The organism is Algoriphagus aquimarinus, from assembly GCF_900112005.1.
Taxonomy (GTDB): Bacteria; Bacteroidota; Bacteroidia; order Cytophagales; family Cyclobacteriaceae; genus Algoriphagus; species Algoriphagus aquimarinus.
Genome location: NZ_FOKK01000005.1, coordinates 101,183 through 121,497 on the forward strand (window position 1 = coordinate 101,183; position 20,315 = coordinate 121,497).

Annotated in this window: 22 protein-coding genes; 11 read left to right on the forward strand and 11 right to left on the reverse strand. The window is 41.3% G+C overall.

The features are described from left to right. Positions 1–263: 263 nt before the first annotated feature. From BM291_RS08055 to BM291_RS08065, 3 genes are all read right to left on the reverse strand, one after another. The gene (locus BM291_RS08055) at positions 264–2,471 is read right to left on the reverse strand and encodes an alpha-amylase family protein (RefSeq protein WP_245786805.1); all 2,208 of its coding nucleotides are present in this window, start codon (positions 2,469–2,471) and stop codon (positions 264–266) included. Between the two features lie 67 nt (positions 2,472–2,538). Beyond that, positions 2,539–3,333 (reverse strand): SDR family NAD(P)-dependent oxidoreductase, encoded by a 795-nt coding sequence (locus BM291_RS08060; protein ID WP_092896137.1) that lies wholly within the window; start codon positions 3,331–3,333, stop codon positions 2,539–2,541. A 159-nt stretch (positions 3,334–3,492) separates the two neighbouring features. Further along, a complete protein-coding gene (locus BM291_RS08065) occupies positions 3,493–4,494 on the reverse strand; it encodes a Gfo/Idh/MocA family protein (protein ID WP_092896139.1) in 1,002 nt (333 codons plus the stop codon). Between the two features lie 208 nt (positions 4,495–4,702). On the opposite strand from BM291_RS08065, the gene BM291_RS08070 reads away from it, so the two are divergent. Beyond that, on the forward strand, positions 4,703–5,455 hold the full coding sequence (locus BM291_RS08070) for a DUF6503 family protein (protein WP_092896141.1): 753 nt from the start codon (positions 4,703–4,705) through the stop codon (positions 5,453–5,455). 130 nt (positions 5,456–5,585) lie between these two features. On the opposite strand, the gene BM291_RS08075 is transcribed toward BM291_RS08070, so the two are convergent. The 3 genes from BM291_RS08075 to BM291_RS08085 form a co-directional block, all read right to left on the reverse strand. Then, positions 5,586–6,095 carry a heme-binding domain-containing protein gene (locus BM291_RS08075; protein WP_092896143.1) on the reverse strand — a complete coding sequence of 170 codons (510 nt, stop codon included), beginning with the start codon at positions 6,093–6,095 and terminating at the stop codon, positions 5,586–5,588. A 314-nt stretch (positions 6,096–6,409) separates the two neighbouring features. Next, complete coding sequence (locus BM291_RS08080; protein WP_092896145.1) at positions 6,410–6,643, reverse strand: hypothetical protein; 234 nt, start codon at positions 6,641–6,643, stop codon at positions 6,410–6,412. 303 nt (positions 6,644–6,946) lie between these two features. Further along, on the reverse strand, positions 6,947–8,407 hold the full coding sequence (locus BM291_RS08085; RefSeq protein ID WP_092896147.1) for a Gfo/Idh/MocA family protein: 1,461 nt from the start codon (positions 8,405–8,407) through the stop codon (positions 6,947–6,949). 410 nt (positions 8,408–8,817) lie between these two features. Between BM291_RS08085 and BM291_RS08090 the strand changes: the two genes are divergently transcribed. The 3 genes from BM291_RS08090 to BM291_RS08100 are packed head-to-tail and all read left to right on the forward strand — an operon-like array spanning position 8,818 to position 11,631. Next, entirely contained in the window at positions 8,818–9,942 is a 1,125-nt protein-coding gene (locus BM291_RS08090) for a Re/Si-specific NAD(P)(+) transhydrogenase subunit alpha (protein ID WP_092896149.1), read from the forward strand. Positions 9,943–9,961: 19 nt separating this feature from the next. Continuing rightward, a complete protein-coding gene (locus BM291_RS08095) occupies positions 9,962–10,249 on the forward strand; it encodes an NAD(P) transhydrogenase subunit alpha part 2 (protein WP_092896151.1) in 288 nt (95 codons plus the stop codon). Continuing rightward, the gene (locus BM291_RS08100; protein ID WP_092896153.1) at positions 10,246–11,631 is read left to right on the forward strand and encodes an NAD(P)(+) transhydrogenase (Re/Si-specific) subunit beta; all 1,386 of its coding nucleotides are present in this window, start codon (positions 10,246–10,248) and stop codon (positions 11,629–11,631) included. Before BM291_RS08095 ends, BM291_RS08100 begins: the two co-directional genes overlap by 4 nt. A 198-nt stretch (positions 11,632–11,829) precedes the next feature. Here BM291_RS08100 and BM291_RS08105 read toward each other — a convergent pair whose 3' ends face one another. Together BM291_RS08105 and BM291_RS08110 are read right to left on the reverse strand one after the other, a co-directional pair. Beyond that, the gene (locus tag BM291_RS08105; RefSeq protein WP_092896155.1) at positions 11,830–12,324 is read right to left on the reverse strand and encodes a DUF6265 family protein; all 495 of its coding nucleotides are present in this window, start codon (positions 12,322–12,324) and stop codon (positions 11,830–11,832) included. 150 nt (positions 12,325–12,474) lie between these two features. Beyond that, entirely contained in the window at positions 12,475–12,789 is a 315-nt protein-coding gene (locus BM291_RS08110; RefSeq protein WP_092896157.1) for a HesB/IscA family protein, read from the reverse strand. 109 nt (positions 12,790–12,898) lie between these two features. On the opposite strand from BM291_RS08110, the gene BM291_RS08115 reads away from it, so the two are divergent. From BM291_RS08115 to BM291_RS08145, 7 genes are all read left to right on the forward strand, one after another. Then, positions 12,899–13,420, forward strand: coding sequence for a DUF7935 family protein (locus tag BM291_RS08115; RefSeq protein WP_092896159.1), 522 nt, complete (start codon positions 12,899–12,901; stop codon positions 13,418–13,420). Between the two features lie 2 nt (positions 13,421–13,422). Then, positions 13,423–13,836 (forward strand): YkvA family protein, encoded by a 414-nt coding sequence (locus BM291_RS08120; RefSeq protein ID WP_092896161.1) that lies wholly within the window; start codon positions 13,423–13,425, stop codon positions 13,834–13,836. A 31-nt stretch (positions 13,837–13,867) separates the two neighbouring features. Continuing rightward, a complete protein-coding gene (locus tag BM291_RS08125) occupies positions 13,868–14,488 on the forward strand; it encodes a thioredoxin family protein (RefSeq protein ID WP_092896163.1) in 621 nt (206 codons plus the stop codon). A 3-nt stretch (positions 14,489–14,491) separates the two neighbouring features. After that, on the forward strand, positions 14,492–15,211 hold the full coding sequence (locus tag BM291_RS08130) for a Rossmann-fold NAD(P)-binding domain-containing protein (RefSeq protein WP_092896165.1): 720 nt from the start codon (positions 14,492–14,494) through the stop codon (positions 15,209–15,211). Further along, positions 15,208–15,660: a D-aminoacyl-tRNA deacylase gene (gene dtd, locus BM291_RS08135; protein WP_092896167.1), complete on the forward strand. Its 453-nt coding sequence runs from the start codon at positions 15,208–15,210 to the stop codon at positions 15,658–15,660. The genes BM291_RS08130 and dtd overlap by 4 nt, the downstream gene beginning before the upstream one ends. Positions 15,661–15,753: 93 nt before the next feature. Then, positions 15,754–17,232, forward strand: coding sequence for a sulfatase family protein (locus BM291_RS08140; protein WP_092896169.1), 1,479 nt, complete (start codon positions 15,754–15,756; stop codon positions 17,230–17,232). Between the two features lie 327 nt (positions 17,233–17,559). Beyond that, on the forward strand, positions 17,560–19,035 hold the full coding sequence (locus BM291_RS08145; protein WP_092896517.1) for an ATP-binding cassette domain-containing protein: 1,476 nt from the start codon (positions 17,560–17,562) through the stop codon (positions 19,033–19,035). Positions 19,036–19,054: 19 nt separating this feature from the next. On the opposite strand, the gene BM291_RS08150 is transcribed toward BM291_RS08145, so the two are convergent. Genes BM291_RS08150 through BM291_RS08160 form a run of 3 tightly spaced genes read right to left on the reverse strand, consistent with a single transcriptional unit; the run spans position 19,055 to position 20,263 of the window. Beyond that, a complete protein-coding gene (locus tag BM291_RS08150; protein WP_092896171.1) occupies positions 19,055–19,525 on the reverse strand; it encodes a hypothetical protein in 471 nt (156 codons plus the stop codon). Positions 19,526–19,575: 50 nt separating this feature from the next. Beyond that, the gene (locus BM291_RS08155; protein ID WP_092896173.1) at positions 19,576–20,043 is read right to left on the reverse strand and encodes a PIN domain-containing protein; all 468 of its coding nucleotides are present in this window, start codon (positions 20,041–20,043) and stop codon (positions 19,576–19,578) included. Continuing rightward, positions 20,036–20,263, reverse strand: coding sequence for a UPF0175 family protein (locus BM291_RS08160; RefSeq protein ID WP_092896175.1), 228 nt, complete (start codon positions 20,261–20,263; stop codon positions 20,036–20,038). The genes BM291_RS08155 and BM291_RS08160 overlap by 8 nt, the downstream gene beginning before the upstream one ends. Between the last annotated feature and the right edge of the window lie 52 nt (positions 20,264–20,315).

Sequence of the window (20,315 nt, forward strand, 5' to 3'; positions counted from 1 at the left end):
GCCAAAGGCACAAATAGTAATAACCCTGAATCCAGCGAAGCGAAATTCAGGGTTAACAAGAATTCTCAGGTAAATGAGAGTGCCAACGGCACGATTAGTATCTCACTCAATCATAAAAGACCCCTTAATCCTTTGCGGAGTTCTTCGCGTCCTTCGCGACTTGGCGGTAAAAAAATAAAACCTTCGAGGTCAAAAAAGACCTCAAAGGTTATAGCGGTAGCGTCCTCAGTGTAAAACTCTGTGATTCTCTGCGGTAGATTTTTTCATTCCACCACAAACCAAGTATATCCGCCTGCAGGAATTTCTATTTGAATGTCAACAGAGTAGTCTCTATTGAGCTGGTAGCTTTTGGCTGCTCCATCTTCGATTTGGATTTTGGCTGTTTGAGCTAGGCCAGAGTAGTAAAGTGGCACATTGATAGATTTCTTGATAGGTTCTGAAGTTGGGTTGAACAGCATCGCCAGTCCTTTTTCTTTTCCTTTTGGATCCATGTGCATCCAGCCATCCCAGTCTCTACCATCAGCTCTTCTCAGTCGGACGATGTCCGCATTCAGGATATCACGATATTCCTTGTACCAGTCGATCACATCTATCACTACTTGCTTGGTCTCCTCAGTGTCATACAATCTAGGGCCGCGATAGCAAGCTTGCACGCCAGCTCCATAATATTGCATCATGAGTTGCTTGTAATCGGTTAGATGCTCAGAAAGTGGCTCCAGAACTGCGTCAGCACCGCCACCCTGATACACAGTCAATGGAACAAATCCCCAGCCCATGGAAGGAGTTTTCTCCCAAGTGGCGTCATAGATATTTTGGCGATTGAGTATTTTTTGTTGCTCGCGCGAAAGTGAGAAGTTGACTTCACGATAGCCCAAGGCGATTTTGTGTGAACCGTCCAAAAAGTACCAGTCAGGAGCATTGATGTAAATTCCTTCGCGATTCATCCATTGGTAAAGTCCTTTTTGAAGATTGATCTGTACCCACTGAGAATCTTCCAAACCATGATGTCCGGGGTGAGAAGTGGAGGCGCAGACATCACCTGGATATGGACCGTCGTTTTCGAAAATATCAAACCCAGTTTCTGAGTAAAAGCTTTTAAGTTTTTGCAGGTAATCCAAACCCCATTCGCTGGCTAGACAAGGTGCATTTCCGAAGAACGCTCCTCCTGGTTTGCCAGTAATCGGGCTGATGACATCTGTTTCAGCATTAATACTGCGAGAGCTAAAGAGCGAATATCCTCCGATTTTAATTCCGCGCTCATGCGCATAGTCCGCCAGAGATTTCCAACGAGCGATATTCTCCGGAGAATCATCTTCCATATTGATATGGCTGCCAAAGCTCAGGATCAAGGCTTCGTAACCTGTGGCTACGCATTGCTCAATTGCCGTTTTGACTTGCTCATCATTTTTGCTCACCAAGTGCATGAAGATTGGATTCTGAAGAACCCATGGCGCAATGGTGCGATACATCTTCTTTCTTGCCAATCCATTTCTCTCCCGATCGTAAGAATCTAGCACCAATTCATAGCTTCTGATAGATTCAAAGCTATCGCCCGGCTCAAGTGAAATCCCAATTCCTTTCTCTGGATAAATTTCCAAAATAGCAGGAGTTTCGTAATTGTAGTTCACTTGTGAGGTGTAGCTAGAGTCCATTTTCCAATGCGAAGCCTGATTGCTCAGTTCAGCTTGCATAGAGTTATTGAATGCAAAATTGTTCTCTACATACAATTGATGCTGCTTTTTCATCTTTTCAGTAGCTCCTACCACGGCAGATTCTTCTTCAACGACGGCAAGTAATTCATGCTTTACCTGATCGATTTGATAGGAGTTATTGCCCTGAGTCTCCATCGTTAGGTACTTGGAGATAAGAGGAAGGTTGTCGAAAACCTCATAATGAATCTCCAGCGTTAGACCTGTCAATTCAGGATGAGCATAAGTAAATGAGATTTTTATTCCTTTTGCAGGCAAGGGTTTACCTGTCCAATAGGCAATCTTGGTAGGGAAGTGCGGGGTGATTTCGGAGACTTTATAGCTTTGGTATTGGAAATTGTTTTCGCCTTTCTCCAGATCCTTCAGCCATTCTTTCAAGAAGTACCCTTTTTCAGGAAGCTCGAGTTTCCCGCCAACAGCATACTTCTTTCCATCAATTGTAACTTCCGCTTCCGGCAGAACAGAGCGTAGCAATTGCTCGCCATTCATGAGGTTTTTGAAGTCGTAGCAAACTAGGTTGGGAGCGAGGTAGAAACTGCGCTGCACGAGGCCATTGCTTATCGTAAGCTCATTTTCTGAGGTTTTGATTAATTCTGCTGGATATGATTTGTCAAAAAGCAACCAGTCATTTTTACTTTGCTGCGCAAAAGCATTGAAGCTAAAAATCAAAAAGAGGAGTATTAAAGAATAGAGTTGGTGACTTTTCCTATGAAGTAATACTGGAGCAGAAAGCCATGGCCTTCCAAATATATTCTTTAGCATGAGTTTATTTAACTAGAGGTTTTGCCTGATCAATAAACAATAATATTACTGATCAGGCAAAACTTATTTAAATAATTGACTTTACTAGTCCGCCTTCAACTCGGATAGCCGCACCATTTGTAGCTGAAGCTAATGGGCTAGAGTAATAGACAACCGTGTCAGCCACTTCTTCTACAGCAGCAAAGCGCTGAATAAGTGAAGTAGGCCTCATGTCTTGGAAGAATTCTTCTTCTACTTTTTGTACAGACTTACCGCTGGAATCTGACATGTCTTCAATGAATTTACCTACACCTTTTGATTTGGTTGGCCCAGGTAAAATAGAGTTGACCGTGACGTTTGTGCCTTTGGTGAGTTCGGCCAAACCTCTAGCCACAGCAAGTTGAGCAGTTTTGGTCATGCCGTAATGGATCATCTCATCAGGGATGAATACACCTGATTCGCTGGAAATGAAAATGATTCTACCCCAGTTTTTGGCAAGCATTTTAGGGAAATATTGCCTGGAAAGGCGAATTCCGCTCATTACATTCATTTCGAAGAATCTAAACCAATCTTCGTCAGGAATATCTACAAAAGCTTTTGGCTCAAAAATGCCAGCGTTGTTGATCAAAATATCTACTTCAGGGAGCGCTTTCAATAAGTTGTCTACCTCTTCTACTTTGGAGAAATCAGCCGCAATACCAGTGACTTTATCAGATCCTGTTTCAGCTTTCAAATCTGCAATGGCTTTGTCTATGCCTTCCTGTGATCTGCCGTTTATGATTACAGTGGCTCCTTCTACCAAGAATCTCTTTGCGATAGCAAAACCAATTCCTGCTGTGGATCCAGAGATGAATGCTTTTTTATCTTCTAATTTTAAGTACATTGCTTGTGTGAATTAAAAATGGTTAGTTGAAAAGCAGCAAAGCGCCGCATGATAGGGTAAACTAACGTGCGGGTAAGAAAATTCGGAGGAGGGTGAAATTAATTTGAGTGTCTCAGTTTATAGCCCCCAGTTTAAATAGGGGGCTATTGTTAGGATTGCCTATACTTTTTCCTTCACCAATTGATCCATTACCCAATTGGCTCTTGCTCCACTGATTCCAGTGCTATAGCAAGTTTCAGATCCAAGAAGATCACCGACGATGGTTTTGATAAGAGGTTGTTGAATATGCTTTGGCAGTTCAAAGGAGAAGTCCTGAGTTCCTTTTTCATCTGTATTAAGAGTGAACTCACCTTTGCCAAAAGTCTCGAATCGAATTGTTCCCTTACTACCGTAGATGATGGTTTCATCTACTTCTGCATTTGCAGAAGTCGTGAAGCACCAGTTGCCTGAGCCCAGAACTCCACTGTTGAAGACGAAACTTCCAGAAACAATATCCTCGGCTTCGTAGGTTTTGGCTTGATTGGAAGCAAAGCCAGAGGCATGTGTGATTTTCCCAAAGAAAAAGTCCATCAAGTCTAATTGGTGAGAAGCCAAGTCAAAGAAATATCCGCCACCAGCCAGCTCAGGATCTACCCGCCAGTTGGTTTCCACTTTTGTAATTAAAGTAGCGTCTAGTTTTTGTTTTAGATTGATGTGGACCGTTCGGATTTCTCCCAGAATCCCAGCATCCATTAGCTCTTTGATTTTGCGGAAGTGCGGTAATTCTCTTCTATAATAAGCTACATAAAGAGGGACATTCGCTTTCTCGCAGATTGTTATCATCTCTAGGCATTCGGCATGAGTTCGTGCCATAGGTTTCTCCACATAGATAGGTTTGCCTGCAGCGGCAGCAAGTTTTGCCAATTCCAGATGAGCATTCGGAGGAGTGGCAATGTAGATTGCATTCACCTCTGGATCATTGATCAGATCACTGGCAGAAGTGTACCACTTGGAGATACCGTGTCGTTCGGCGTAGTCTTTTACTTTTTCTTCCGAGCGACGCATGACCGCTACTATTTTGCTGTTTGGAATGAGGTTCATGGCGGGAGCGGATTTGACTTCGCATACATTTCCTACGCCTAAAATTCCCCATCTCACTTCAGTGTCTTGAATTTTGCTCATAAGTTAAAAATAGGGATAAGGTTTGAAGCGACCTTATTATTGCCATTCAAATAGATAATATTCTGCTAATTCAATATTTCACCTCCTGATTTTTTGGGGGTTTAGCTCGTTGGTAAAAAGAAAATACTAATAATGTATGTCGCCTATAAGACATTGTTGATCAACGAAGTATTTGTAGACTAGTTATTTTTCAAGCATTTTTGTCCTTATGAAAAATCTAGTAATTGGTGCTCTTTTAGTACTGGGGCAATTCGCATGTAATTCTGAAGTGAAAAAACAAGCTCAGGATGATGCTGAGAGATTTCCAAAGGAAGTCATTGAAATAATGAGTGCTCATGGGGGCTTGGCAAATTGGCGTGAAATGCAAACGCTTCAATTTACAATTCCAAAAGAGGGTTTTGATGAGGTGCACACAATAGACTTACACTCTAGAATGGATAGAGTAGAGGCACCGGCCTACGATATCGGATTTGATGGAGCCTCTGCTTGGTCCTTGAATAAAGAGGAAGAATACGAGGGAGATCCTTCTTTCAGACATGATTTGATGTTTTATTTTTATGCCATGCCATTTGTGCTGGCAGATGAGGGGATCAAGTATGATGTGGCTGAGCCGCTTGTGTTTGAAGGCAAAAGTTATCCAGGTGTGAAAATCACTTATGGTGCTGGTGTAGGTGAAGCTCCAGATGATATTTACTTTTTGCATTATGATTCAGAGACCTACAAAATGGCATGGTTGGGATACAAAGCGACTTTCGGAAAGGAATTGAAGGATGGACCACCAAGCTGGATCAAATATGATGAGTGGGCGGATGTAAATGGGGTAAGTCTTCCTACTTCCATTGCTTGGCAAAAAGTAGAGAATGGAGAAATTGTGGGAGAAAGAAATCGAGTAGATTTTGAAGCTATTTCTCTCTCTAAAGAAAATAAACCAGCTTCCTTTTATAGCAAGGATGGCCTATAGATTGACTTTAAAAGCAATAAAAAAACACGCTCAAAATTAATTGAGCGTGTTTTTTTATGTGTGTAGTATTTCTAATTACTTCCTAGCTACTTTTCTAACTCTCCATTAAATAAGAGGAAGAAGAGTTGTTTTACTCTGCAGGAGGTGGGCTTCTTCTTTTCATCACCAAACTATCAGCCGGATAGGTAGCCTTTAGGTAAGCCATCTGATCTTTTGCCCAATCAATAATGACTTGGCGATCTGCATCAGATAATTTTGCCTCAGGGTGTAATCCTAAATAAGTGTAAGAATCCAAAGGCATTTCCTTTTCCTCAACCATTTCAATGGTTTCTTCTAGCTTATGGTTTTGCCAAGCCAATGGTCGATTAGTGAATTCATCAAAATTCAAATGTCCTTTGCCTTCTTGAATGTGATCATTTAGCCAATAACCTACTGGTTCTATACTTGCATACCAAGGGTATTCGGACGTATTCGTATGGCAATTGTTACAGGCGTTAACCAGTAATTTGTTGACATTATCAGGTATATCATAGCTTCCTGAAATAGGGTGTTCCGCAGGTTTTCCTTCGTTTTTCTCGTAGGGAATAAACTGTATGGCCACCAAGATGACCAATAGGACTAATCCAATTTTTTTTAGCATGGCTGATTTATTTCTAGTTAGAATCTTAGACTTAAAGATGTTTAGACTCAATGAGGTTGGTAAAGTTTAAGATATCAAAAAAAGCACTGAAAGAAAATTATGTCTGCACTTGAAATGAGGCAAAGTTTGGTGTACAAACAAATGGCTCACATTTGGGCTTTAAATTAATCTTCCAAGTGAATTTCTTAATTACAAACTCGTACCGTAATGCTAATTTTTCAGCAGAAATTTAATTAGTTCTTCAAAACTGGTGATTTTCGTCTAACTAAACAGCTGCTTGCGTTAATGGGAACGGGGCAATGCTTAAGCAAATACTATCTTTTATGCCAAGATTTACCTTTATTCTTTGAGTAAAAATTTCCTTTTGGGCCTTCACCTAATAATTCTTTACCACCATCTGCTAAGTCTGTAAATTCGCCTGGACTGGCTGGGTTCCCCATATATCGTTGGATCCAAGTCTCGCCTTCATCTACAGAATATTCAATTTTTAGCGTGTTGGTAGGGCAGATACGAATTAGTTCTTTTCCCTTTTTAATCATTTGTGCCATTTAATAAGTGTTTAATTCCTGCCAATCTAAGGATGCTTGTCGTTTAAAAAAAAGCTACGCAGGGTATTTATAGATAAAATCCTACTATTTATTGCTTTCTTCTAAAATTTACATTGCATTCTTAGACCATAACTTCCAGAAGCCACAATATATCTAATTTAAATACATATCAAAGAATGTGGATTTAAGTTTTATGATTGCTAAGGGCAGGAGTGAGTTGATTTAGTACGTGTATGTTAAAATATCGAAACCCGTCCAAAATCAATTTGAACGGGTTTCGATTGAATTATCTCTGCTGATGAATTACATCTCCCAGCCTTCTCTATACGTCCTTCCAACAAATTGGTTGGCTTCTTCGAAGTTTGTGATGAGAAGTTTGTCTCCATCCCACAGTAATTTCTTACGTCCGTAGAATTCTGGCTGTCCTTTGCTGTTCTCTCTACGTAGCATATAGCTACGAATAGCAAGATTACCCATCAATACGGTTTCAGTCATTGGGCCAGCATAGTCGAATGAGGAAGTCAAGCCTTTATGCTCTGAACTTCCAAAACCTGCTTTACATGCATCCACCCATTTTCTCTGGTGTCCATATTCTGGCTCAAGGTTCTCTTCCGTCTGAGGTCCAAATTCCTGTGTGCCGTCATTCAAGTAGAGTTTCGGCATTAGCGCTGAACTGTCATTAATATTAGTAGAGATTATGCCTTTCTCACCGATAATCAAAACACCATTTGATCCACCACCGATTTCCTGGTCTGCAGGAATAATATCCGGATGCGCAGGTTTGATGCCGCCATCCATCCAAGTCATATTGATAGGAGATTTACTTTTAGCGGTTGCTGCGAAGTTCAATGATATAAAGGAAGAAGCAGGGCAGCCATCAGGATGATAATCCGGAGTCCACATGCCACTATATACAGAGCCTACACTGCATTCTGCATCTGTAGGGTAATGCAATCCTAATGTTCTAAATGGAATATCAATCAAGTGACATCCTACATCACCTAGTGCGCCTGTGCCGTAGTTCCACCAACCTCTCCAGCTGAAAGGATGAAGCTCTGGTGTATAAGGAATCTCAGGAGATGGGCCTAACCATAGATCCCAGTTCAAAGCATCTGGCTTTGCACTTGGGTTTGGCTTAGGGAAAGCACCGCCTTGAGGCCATACTGGTCTATTGGTCCAAACTTCTACTTTGGAGATTTTACCGATTTTATCGTCGTCTACCCATTTCTGAACAAGTTTCAAGAGATCATTTGATCCGCCTTGATTACCCATTTGGGTTACTACTTTTTGACTTCTTGCCATCTCGGTCAGCATTCTAGCCTCCTTGATGTTGTGAGTCATTGGCTTCTGTACATATACGTGTTTACCACGCTCCATTGCATACTTAGCTGCAGGACCATGCACGTGATCAGGGGTGGAAATCGTAACGGCATCGATATCTTTTTCTTTATCGAGCATTTCACGGAAATCAGCATAACGCTTTGCGTCTGGGAATCTTTCTACTGATGCTTTAGCAGATCCCGAAAAATCAACGTCACAAAGTGCAGCTACTCGCTCACGCCCATTCACAGAGGCGTTTCTAATATCACTGGCACCTTTTCCTCCAGCTCCGATGGCTGCTAAATTCAATTGATCACTTGGAGCAATGAATCCTACTCCACCCAGAACGTGCCGGGGGACAATCATAAAAGAGGAGGCCATTGCCGCGTTTTTGATAAAATCCCTTCGGGTTTGTCCCTCGGAATTTTTCTTGGGGTTGTGCATGAGGTTATTAGTTTAAGGTCAAATAAGTATTCTAAAAATAGGGAATTATTTTTTTGGATGAATCCTGTTTGTATTTGAATAGCTAATCTTAATGATTAATGGTAAGGACTAGAATTGATGGTTTTTCAGGATATTACAAAGATGGGGTTCTGCAATTCGAAGTCTGTTTCTAAAATGTTATCATTTTCAAAAAGCAGGTTATTAATTATAGGTTATTTCCTTCAGAACCCGGTTGTAAATTGTCTTTTTGGTTTAAATTAAATTTTAATCTTTTTCAATTTCCCCATAGAAAATATCAAGAAATAGTAAAAGAACAGGATAATACAGGTGGCTTGAGCAGATATTTCCTAGTTTCTTTGAATATATTGAACAGTATAAAGTTTGAAAGAAATTTATTCAACTAGCCTGAAATGAAAATAGGAGTTTTAAAAGAGACTAAAACGGGTGAAAAACGGGTAGCACTTAGTCCGGATGTCATTAAGCAATTAATCAAAAAAGAGTTCTCTGTTGCCGTAGAACAAGGAGCTGGCACAGGGTCCAATTTTTCTGATGAAGACTACAAGGAAGCAGGAGCTGTTGTAGGAAGCATACAGGATGTATTTGCATCGGATGTTTTGCTGAAGGTCAATCTTTTCTCGAAAGAGGAAGTCGCGCAGATGCAAAATGGAAGTGCTTGTATGTCTATTATGTATGCGTACAATTATCCTGAAATTTTGGACGAAATGAATAAGAAGTCCATAATGTCCTTTTCTATGGATGCTGTACCAAGGATCTCCCGAGCTCAAAAAATGGATTGCTTAAGTTCCCAAGCCAATCTTGCTGGATATAAATCGGTGATCTTAGGGGCTAATTACCTAGAGAAGATTTTTCCATTGATGATGACAGCTTCTGGTACAATTACACCTGCCAAAGTTCTGATTTTCGGAGCTGGAGTGGCAGGATTACAAGCTGTTGCCACAGCCAAAAGACTCGGAGCAGTAGTGGAAGTCAGCGATGTTCGCCCTGAAACCAAGGAGCAAGTCGAATCTTTGGGTGGTAGGTTTTTGACTGTAGAAGGAGCTGATGAAGTGAAAGTAGAAGGCGGGTATGCTTCTGAAGTCTCTGCGGAATTTTTGCAAAAGCAGAAGGAACTTATTCAAAGTAAAATCAAGGATTCTGATCTGGTGATTACTACAGCTTTGGTGATGGGCAAAAAATCTCCAATTCTAGTGACAGAGGAAATGGTCAAAAGCATGAAAAAAGGAGCTGTGATTGTGGATATGGCGGTGGAGTCTGGCGGAAATTGTGAAATCTCTGAGAAGGATCAAATCGTCCAAAAATATGGAGTCACCATCATAGGCGAGTCAAACTTGCCTTCTCTACTCTCTACCAATGCAAGTCAGTTGTATGCTACCAACATCAGCACACTGTTGCTTCATTTGGCTACCAAAGATGGATTCAATCTTGACCGTGAAGAAGAGATCACTAAAGGTGTTTTGATCACTTACGAAGGCCAAGTGGTACACGAATTCACCAATAAAATATTAAATAAATAAGAATTAACCTTTTCAAATTATGAGCTCAGAAGCATTAATTATTCTGATTTATATACTTGTTCTGGCAAGTTTTCTGGGGTTTGAGCTAATCGCGAAAGTTCCCCCAACCTTGCATACCCCACTGATGTCTGGGTCCAATGCGATTTCCGGAATTACCATCGTAGGAGCACTTTTGGCCTGCAATGAGATGGGCTATACCACCATTAGTAAATGGTTGGGAATGGTTGCTTTGGTGCTAGCCACCATCAACGTAGTCGGCGGCTACACTGTCACAGATCGTATGCTTAAAATGTTCAAGAAAAAATGAGTGTAGCCATAGAATTAGCCTATTTGATCGCCTCCATCTTATTTGTGTTGGGGATGAAAATGATGAATAAAACCAAGTCAGCACGAAAAGGAAATCGTCTGTCAGCCTTGGGGATGTTCATAGCCATAGTAGCCACATTACTGCAGATTGATGCCATTTCCATGGTGGAGATTCTTGCATGTATAGTCGTGGGGTCTGCAATTGGACTGTATTATGCCAATAAAGTTGAAATGACCAAAATGCCAGAGATGGTTGCAATTTTCAATGGATTTGGTGGTTTAGCTTCCTTTTCCGTTGCACTTTCTGACTATTTCCTGAGGACAGAAGTCAATATGGAATCCATCGAATTGGTGACCGTAATCAGTATTATCGTTTCCGTGTTTATTGGCGGACTTACCTTTACAGGATCTTTGGTGGCTTATTTGAAGCTCAATGGAAATATTTCAGGATCACCAATTACTTTCAAAGGGCAGCATCCTATCAATCTGATCTTGTTTTTAGGGTTTCTGACAGCCGCATTCTTTACTGTACTTGACCAAACTGACCCTATGCTGATTATCATTTTGATCGTGATAGCACTGGTTTTGGGTATTCTAACTGTTATTCCAATCGGTGGTGCAGATATGCCAGTGGTGATATCCTTGCTGAATTCCTACTCAGGAATGGCGGCTTGTGCCACAGGTTTTATCCTAAATAATAATGTACTCATCGTTGCAGGTTCACTGGTAGGAGCATCTGGGATTATTCTCACGCAGATCATGTGTAAGGCGATGAATAGATCCTTGGTCAATGTGCTTTTGGGCGGGTTTGGTCAGACTGTGAATGAAGCACAAGCAGATGGTCCGTCTATTACAGTGAAAGAAATAGGAGTGGAGGAAACAGCCATGCTGTTTGATGGAGTATCTTCTGTGATTGTAGTTCCGGGTTACGGGATGGCAGTAGCTCAGGCTCAGCATGTGATTCGTGAACTGATGGAGCAATGCGAAAAACGCAAAATTGACTTCAAATTTGCCATACACCCAGTGGCAGGAAGAATGCCAGGCCACATGAATGTGCTGTTGGCCGAAGCAAATATTTCTTATGACAAGCTGATAGAAATGGAATCCATCAATGATGAGTTTCCTAACACGGATTTGGTGCTGATCGTAGGTGCAAATGACGTGGTCAATCCAGCAGCTCGAAATAATCCTCAAAGCCCGATTTACGGAATGCCGATCTTAAATGCTGATAAAGCCAGAACGGTCATCGTTTGTAAGCGAAGCATGGGTAAAGGCTATGCTGGTGTGGAAAATGAGCTGTTCGGCTATCCAAATTGTTTGATGCTCTTCGGAGATGCCAAGCAGACGATTACTAAAGTTGTCTCTGAAATGAAGGAGATGTAAGTCAGTTTAGAAAAAGTATATACCTTAAAAAGAGCGATCTGAATTTCAGGTCGCTCTTTTTTGTCCTATTAAAATCGCTGAAAAGCCCTGAAAGGGCCGAATGTCCGAACGATGGGTGCCGCCCATCGGTAAAAATGAATGCTAGTCTAGCATAGTCCTGAAAGGACGAAATCAAAATGGCATTGGAGTCGACTCTTGTTAAAACGACTTCTTCACGTATTTCAACTCCTCAATTGTCCTTACGCCACCTTCAGTTAGTGCTAGCCAGAGAGTGATTTCATCACCTTCTCGCTTCATAGTCAACCCATGGAAATAAACGATGTTTTCACCAACTTCCACCAATCGAAATGTCGTCCACTCCTCTTTTTCTTCCCAAGGAGAAAGGTCAGCATTAAAGTGTTTGAGTTTCAATGAGAAAGTTTCTCCTTCTTGGACGATATGCATGAATTCCGAAAAAACAAGTTTGCCTTCGCTCCAAAAGCGGAAAGTCCCGATCATACTTCCATCGACAGCAGGCATCCAAACTTCCTCGCATTCCCCACCAAATCCAGTTCCTGTCCAGAAACCCTCTAGCCAGCTTAGGTTAGAGACGTTTCCTTTTCCAGGTTCTTGCTCTTTTTCAAGTTGTTTTACTTGAGAAAAAGCGATGAAACAGGTCAAGAATAGAATTGTGGAGAGTAGTGACTTTTTCATAAATGGAGATTTAGACCTCTCGAATTTAGGAAAATCCTTAATGGCAATAAAGGCTGAGTATTGTTAAGTCCTGCTTCTGGAGAAGCAGGACAACTTTGTCAATTGCGTTCTCTGCGAAACCTTAGTGGCCTCTGTGGTTAGAAACGTAAATCACACATCATGTCGCTTTGGAATCTCGGGATTGATGAAGGTAAATCCTCGTGCTTCATCTCCCTCAAAAAAATCAATCTGCATTCCCATCAAAAACATGTAGTGCTTTTTCTCTATCAGAACTGGTATGCCAGCCAATTCAAATTTCTGGTCTTCCTCCTTTGGTTTATCAAAACCCAAAGCATAAGACATTCCGCCGCATCCACCGCCTTTCACCCCCACTCGCAGGTGATAATCAGCGGGAATGTTTTTATTAGCCATGATATTTTTGATCTCAGCTTCGGCCTTTTCGGTGATCTTAATTGGGATTATCATGTGGGGGAAATGTTTTTGGCAGGGAATTGGTTCGCCAGAATGTAAATTTACATTCCCCGGAGTTTTCTTACGGGGATAATTTGTGCAAATTCGAGCTTAATCCCCAAAAATGGAATACTTAGTCGATTTATTGAAAATCCTTTTGCCTGCAGGTATTGTTCTGTATGGCATGTACCTCGTGGTTGTTTCTTTTCTTTCTAAAGAAAGAGAGCGAACGCTCGTAGAACTGAAGACCCAGAATTCACAAACAGTACTTCCTATTCGACTGCAGGCAGCTGAGCGTATTTGCCTTTTTCTGGAGAGAATCACACCAAACAATTTGGTGAGAAGATCAAATCCTGGCGGGCTTACTGCGGGAGAATTGCATACGCTTTTACTAGTAGAAATGAGAGAAGAATTTAACCACAACTTTTCGCAGCAAGTTTATTTTTCTGAGGAAACTTGGGAAGCGGTAAAGCGTGCGGTGGAGGAAGTGACTACAATTCTCAATCAGAGCAGACAAATGCTCAACGATGATTCCAATGGAGTAGATATGGCTAAGGCGATTTTTGCTCAAACCCTAGAAAGAAAGAACGATGCGATCAGTTATGCGTTGAAACAAGTGAAATCAGAAATTCAAATTTACTTTTGAAAATGAGCTCCTTCCAATCTAAAACCTCAGCGACTATCGATAATGCCAAAGCACTTTTTGGCAGGAAAGTGGACGCGCTCGCGAAACAAAAACAAAAAGTTACAGAGTTAATCGCTGGGGTTGGTAGTAAGATTTCAAGTGTAGGGGATAATCCGAAAGTGAAAAAGCTCATTGAGCCAGTTTCTGTTTTTATCAGGATGATCAAGGCACACTTTAACGGAGCACATAAGATGACCAACAGTACACTAGGTTTGGTTCTTTTGGCTTTGGTTTACTTTGTTTCGCCTATTGATATCATTCCAGACTTTTTGGGCTTCTTTGGTTTTGCAGATGATTTGAGTGTAGTCTTGGCTATTTATGCTAAAGTAAAAGATGAGATTGAGGAATTTTTGGATTGGGAGAGAACTCAAGACTAGACAAGTCTGTTAGTCTGCAAAATAATATGCAATGCTAGACCAACAAACTTTATTGATTACTCCTGAGCTGATTGCCTCAGCACAGAACTATTCGGAATACAGAGAAATGATTGATCAGCTTTTGGCTGAGAATAAGACCACTGGGGTCAATCACTCAGAAGGCTATCTGGATTATACCAAAATGAATGTGCAGCGAATGAATCGCTGGGATAAGACGGCTAAGATTTCTCCAGAACTGGATAAAATCGTTGCTTCTATTGCCTCTCCGCAGGTTTGGCTGGTGATCACAGAGGGCTGGTGTGGCGATGCTGCGCAAAGCTTACCGTTCATTGCTAAGCTTGCTGCTTTAAACCCGCTGATCGAGCTGAAATTCGTTTTGCGTGATGAGAATCCTGAGCTGATGGATGCCTACCTTACTGCCGGAGCGAGATCAATTCCGATCTTGATAGCATTAAATAAAGACTTGAGCAAGGAGCTTTTCGTCTGGGGGCCACGTCCTGAGTTTCTTCAGAACCGTTTGAAAGCATACAAACTTGATCCTCAAAATATCACAGCCAAGGAATTTGCTGATGGAACGCATCTTTGGTACGCAAGAGATAAAAATACAGCAATAAATGAGGAATTGACTCCGCTGATTGCTTCAACTATATAGTATATGAAAATCGCACTCATTTCTGGAGCTTCTGGCCTTGTAGGTAAGGAAATTCTTCACCACCTTTTTAAAAGTGAAGACTATGATTATGTGCTGAGCATTGGTCGTAGAAAGCTTGCTATCAAGCAGCAGAAGCTTGTCCAGATCGAAGGCGATATGGCTAAAATAGCTAATTGGGATTGGGAGGAGAAAGTTGCTTCACAGAGTTTGAGTGGAGAATATTTTTCGCTAATCGAGAGTTTGAAGGAGAAAACGGCTGAGGTACATGCTTTTTCCTCATTAGGCACGACTATCAATCAGGCTGGCTCGAAGGAGAAGTTTTTTGCCATAGATCATGATTTGGTGATTGGTTTCGGGAAATGGGCTAAGACACTTGGAGCATCGAAGTTCCTATATGTTTCAGCCTCAGGTGCAGATGCGAAATCATCTATATTTTACAGCCAGACCAAAGGCAAAACGGAAGAAGATCTCAAGACAATAGGTTTTGAGTATGTTGGCTTGTTTAGACCTTCCCTTTTATTGGGAAATAGAAATGAATTCAGACTGGGTGAGCAGGTAGCAAGCATAGTGATGAAACCGTTAATTTGGCTTAAGCTTTTTAAAAATATTCGCCCAATCTATGATTACCAAGTAGCTAAAGCCATGGTAAAGACCGCGCTCGCACAAAAACCAAATTCAGTGGAAATTATCTCCTCTGGAGAAATGCAAGATTTAACCAAATGATAGTAGTAATTCAACGGGCTTCGGAAGCATCTGTAAAAATTGACGGGATAGTCAAAGCAAGTATTGGACAAGGCCTGATGATTCTGGTAGGAATAGAAGAGGCAGACGGTGAGGAAGATATTTCTTGGCTTGCCAAAAAGATTCTGAACCTCCGGATTTTTCCTGACGAAAATGAAGTGATGAACAAGAGTTTGTTGGATGTGGAGGGAGATATTTTGCTGATTTCCCAGTTTACTCTTCAGGCGAGTACGAAGAAAGGAAATCGTCCCTCTTACATCAAAGCTGCCAAGCCGGACATAGCTATTCCACTTTATGAGAAAATGATTCTAACCTTGGAAGCGGACCTGGGAAAGTCAATAGGAACCGGAGAATTCGGTGCTGATATGAAAGTTTCCTTGGTAAACGATGGACCTGTAACCATTTTGATCGATAGTAAGAATAGGGTTTAGAATTTTTGACAGGTAAGAACAGGATAGGTTGGAGACTGAATTCCCTACTTTAGGGAAGTATTACCTAGCCTTTGCTAACTCTAACCCTGAATCATGAAAACCCAATCACTACTTGCCCTACTCTCATTTTTTGTGTTAAGTGTCCTTTTACTTGGCAGTTGCAACGCTCCAAAACAAGAGGAAAAGGAGACTGAAGTAAAGCCAAATGTGATCATTATCCTCGCAGATCAGTGGCGGGCTCAGGAAGTTGGGTACATGGGGAATACTCAGGTGAAAACGCCTAATCTCGATAAGCTGGCTTCGCAAAGTTTGATTTTCGAAAATGCAATTACTACCATGTCAGTATGTGCTCCATTCCGAGCGAGTTTATTGACAGGCCAATATCCGCTTACTCACGGGGTTTTTTACAATGATAAACCACTTCCGAATGAGGCTCTGACTATGGCTGAGATATACAAAGAGAATGGGTATGCGACTGGATATATTGGTAAATGGCATCTCAATGGGCACGCGAGAGGTGAAACGTACAATGACTCAAGAGGCATTCCTGTGCCAAAGAATAGACGACAGGGATTTGATTATTGGAAGGGTAGAGAGGTGAGCCATAATTACAACAATAGCTTTTATTTTGACGAAAATGACGTGAAGCACACATGGGAAGGTTACGATGCTTTTCCCCAAACGGACAGTGCAATCAGCTATATCCAGAAAAATAAAGAGCATCCATTTGTGTTGATGCTGTCGTACGGATCGCCACACGATCCCTATTTCACAGCGCCAAAGGAGTATCAGGAAATGTATAATGCAGCCGATTTGAAGCTCCGAGACAACGTGCCAGTAGAATTTCAAGATTCTGCCAGAAATGTAATGGCGGGCTACTATGCTCATATTTCAGCCTTGGATTTTGCGATTGGTAATTTGATTGATGCGCTCGATAAGGCTGGGATTTCGGATAACACCATTCTGATTTTCAGCTCGGATCACGGAGATATGCTGATGTCCAAGGGCGTGCTGAAAAAGCAACGTCCATACGATGAATCCATTAAAGTGCCAATGTTGATTCGCTATCCGAATAAATTGGGGACTGCCAGCAGAAGAATAATTGACCCTATCGGTACACCGGATATTTTGCCTACGTTATTGGGATTGAGTGACATCACAAAGCCATCTACTTTTGAAGGAAAGGATTTTTCTAAGCAACTAGAAGATGGGAAAGATCTGGGAAATGAAGCAACGTTGATCATGCTGCCAGTACCTTTTCATGAGTGGAAATTTTCCAATGGAGGAAGGGAATATCGAGGAATCCGTACCAAGCAATACACCTATGCGAAAGATTTGAAGGGAGCATGGTTACTTTTTGATGATGAAAAAGATCCTTTTCAGGAAAATAACTTGGTTGATAAACCTGAATTCAAAGATCTTCAAAGTAAGTTAGATGGTGTCCTGAGGCAGAAATTGGCAGAGACAAACGACACTTTCCTGCCAGCAGATGAGTACATGACCCAATGGAATTATTTGTATGACATGAAGGATAGTTTGAGAGCCGCTAATTATTTGGAGTTGAATCGATAAAAAGGTGGGTTTCCCGAAGATGTCTCTTAATATTTCTCGCAGATGCACGCAGATTAAAAAGGAGATTTTCTGCAGAACTGCCTACCGCAGGCAGGTGCATGCTGAAAAGACAGGTAGATTATCGCTGATCTCTATTTCTGTACAACAACTTTGAAGATCTAAAATCCCCGATAATCCCCGAAAGTTATCCGCGCAGATCTACGGGAAATTAGTGTATGTTTTTTTGTGCAATCACGTTCTTAAAACTTAGAACTCTCATTTTTATTGAAGTCGGTTTTTGATGCTTTCGGAGAAATTGCCAATCTTCAATTTTCAAATCACATTATTTTGTCAGAGACTCTTCTTAGCATCCATTCCGCCCAGGTTCTTACCAAGGGAAAACAAGTTTTCGAATCCCTAGATTTCAACTGGACAAAAGGGCAGAACTGGGCGATAATTGGCACTTCTGGAGCAGAGATGACTGCTTTTATAGAGTCTATCCGAGGTAACTCAGTCATCCCAAATGGAGAGATTATCCGTCCTTTTGCGACAGATTACACAGAGCAGAAAACTCAGTCAGGTGAAATCAATTCCTTCCGGGATCTGATCGCCTATGTGTCTCAGCGCTACGAAATCCGCAATAAATCCAATCAACAAAACTTTTATTTCCAACAGCGATTTAATTCCTCGGAGTCGAGTGATACTGCTAGCGTTCGGGAGTATTTGATGGAGGTAAAAGCGAAAGTTGCTGGGCCCTGGACTTTGGAGAAAGTATCTGAATTGCTGCATCTGGAGAACTTGTTGGATAAGTCACTGCTCTTGCTTTCGAATGGGGAAACCCGCCGACTGGCGCTAGGTTTGGGGCTGATGCGTCAGCCGAAAATATACCTGATGGATCAGCCGATGACAGGGCTCGATGTGAAAAGCAGAGCTGAATTTGGGGAGATTTTGAAAGTGATGATCTCTGAAGGAGTGCAGGTGTTGTTGACCACTTCGGCAAATGAAATTCCTGAAGGGATCACCCATGTAGCCAAATTGAGTAGTAAAGGAATAGGGAAGACTTGGCTTTCGGAAGACTTTCATCTGACGGCCAAGCACGAGCAAAATCTCTCTTACGATTGGGGGTTGTTGGATTCGCTTCTACCAAAAAGAGCTAATGACAACACCGAGGTAATTCGACTAGAAAACCTCAATATCAAATACGGAGAAAAGCAGATTCTGAAAAACCTCAGTTGGGAAGTAAGATCTGGCGAGCGCTGGCTGCTCAAAGGCTCCAATGGCTCCGGGAAATCCACTTTGATCAGTTTGCTGATTGGAGAGAATCCTCAAGCCTATTCTCAGAATTTCTGGCTCTTTGGTAGAAAGAGAGGAACTGGTGAAAGCATCTGGGATGTGAAGAGACCTACGGGTTTTGTGGCACCGGAACTCAGTCGATTCTTTCCTACTAACCAAACCTGTCGTAAAGTCATCCTTTCTGGGCTTTTCGATACCATGGGTTTGTTTAAAAAAGTAACTGCAGAACAGGAAGCCCTAGTAGATTCCTGGATGAAGCTTTTCCAGCTGGAAAGCTTTGCAAACATTCCTATCAACCGACTTTCACTCGAAAACCAACGCTGGACTTTGCTTGCCCGAGCATTGATCAAGCAACCCAAACTTCTGATCCTCGACGAAGCTTCACAGGGAATGGATGAGTTTCAGCGCCGCCTTTTCAAAGATACCGTACAGCAAATCTGCGAGCGATCTGAGATGACCTTGGTGTATGTGAGCCACTATTCCGAGGATGTGCCTGCGGCGGTGGGGAAGGTGATTGAGTTGGGAGGATAATGATATGGAACAGGGTAAATCAAAAGGAAGATCTAGACATTTTCCAGTGTCCTAGCGTATCCTCAATATTTTTTTCTCCATTTGCATATTTATAAACTGTGCTTGTTTTCCAGCTGCCAGTGTACTCATTTTTTGAATTATTATATTTTCCAGCATAAAAAATGAATTGAGTACCTTCATAGATAGTTCTATTTCCCAAATGATCGACCTCGTAATAATTCTGATATTTTTTTGAGAATTGAATCATCATTCCCTTTATACTTCCTGATATCGCCGCGTTTTCCGGTACGCCATCCTTAGATTCTTTAATAATTCCTACGAAATTATTTGTTCCTGAAGTATTTGAAATTTGAGCGTTAAAACCTATCCGTTTGCTATTTAATAACTCAGAATCAGATTCATTATACCAATATAATCCATGCCATGTGCCTTCAATTTCAATGTGCTGGGTTCGAAAAAATGAATGAATTTTTTTCAGGAGACTTATCACGTTACTATTAAGTTAATTAAAAAGGATGGTTCTAATTTTGGAAATAAATGTCAATTTAGGGATTCGCCATATTTCTTTAATAGTTCTTCTATTAGATGATCAGAAACTCTAAAATTTGTTTCTAATAATTTGTCGATAACTGGTTTTAAGCGGGGAATAATACCTTCGCTTTTGGCTCTTGCTAATACTCCAAGAGTCCCTGTGAATTTCATTTTTAGTAGTTTGGCTACTTTTCTTCCTTTTAAATCATCAAGAATTAGAGTTGATTCAGGTACTTCATGTGCTAAAGCAATTGCGCTGGCTTCACCTAGGTCTAAATGAAGTTCAAGTGACTTTTTTAAATCTAGATTTTGAACATTGATAACCTGAATCCAATCAGGCAAAGGATTGCCAAATTCATAAATTATTTCGGGCGTTGTGACTATTTTAGCGTATAATTTTGGAAGAAGGTCTAGTTGACCAATTTTAGTTAGGACAATTAGACTGCTTGTGTCTGATACCACAATGCTCCTAGGCATTTGCAATATCTTCTTTTAATTCCTCGATCGATTCACTAAAAAGCGAGACATTGTACTTGCCTAGCGTTTCGATAAAAGTTTGCTTAGATACACCAACCAGTTCGGCAGCCTGTCCTGCTGAAAATTTCCCGTCCTCATACAGCTTTGATGCCAAAGCCATTAAGTAATCATGTTCAGACAGTTCAAAGCTTTCTGGTACTCTCAGTGTTATCGTCTTCATGATGGAATTTACATAAAAATGTTCTTAAAAGTTTCAAGAAGATGTTGGTTAT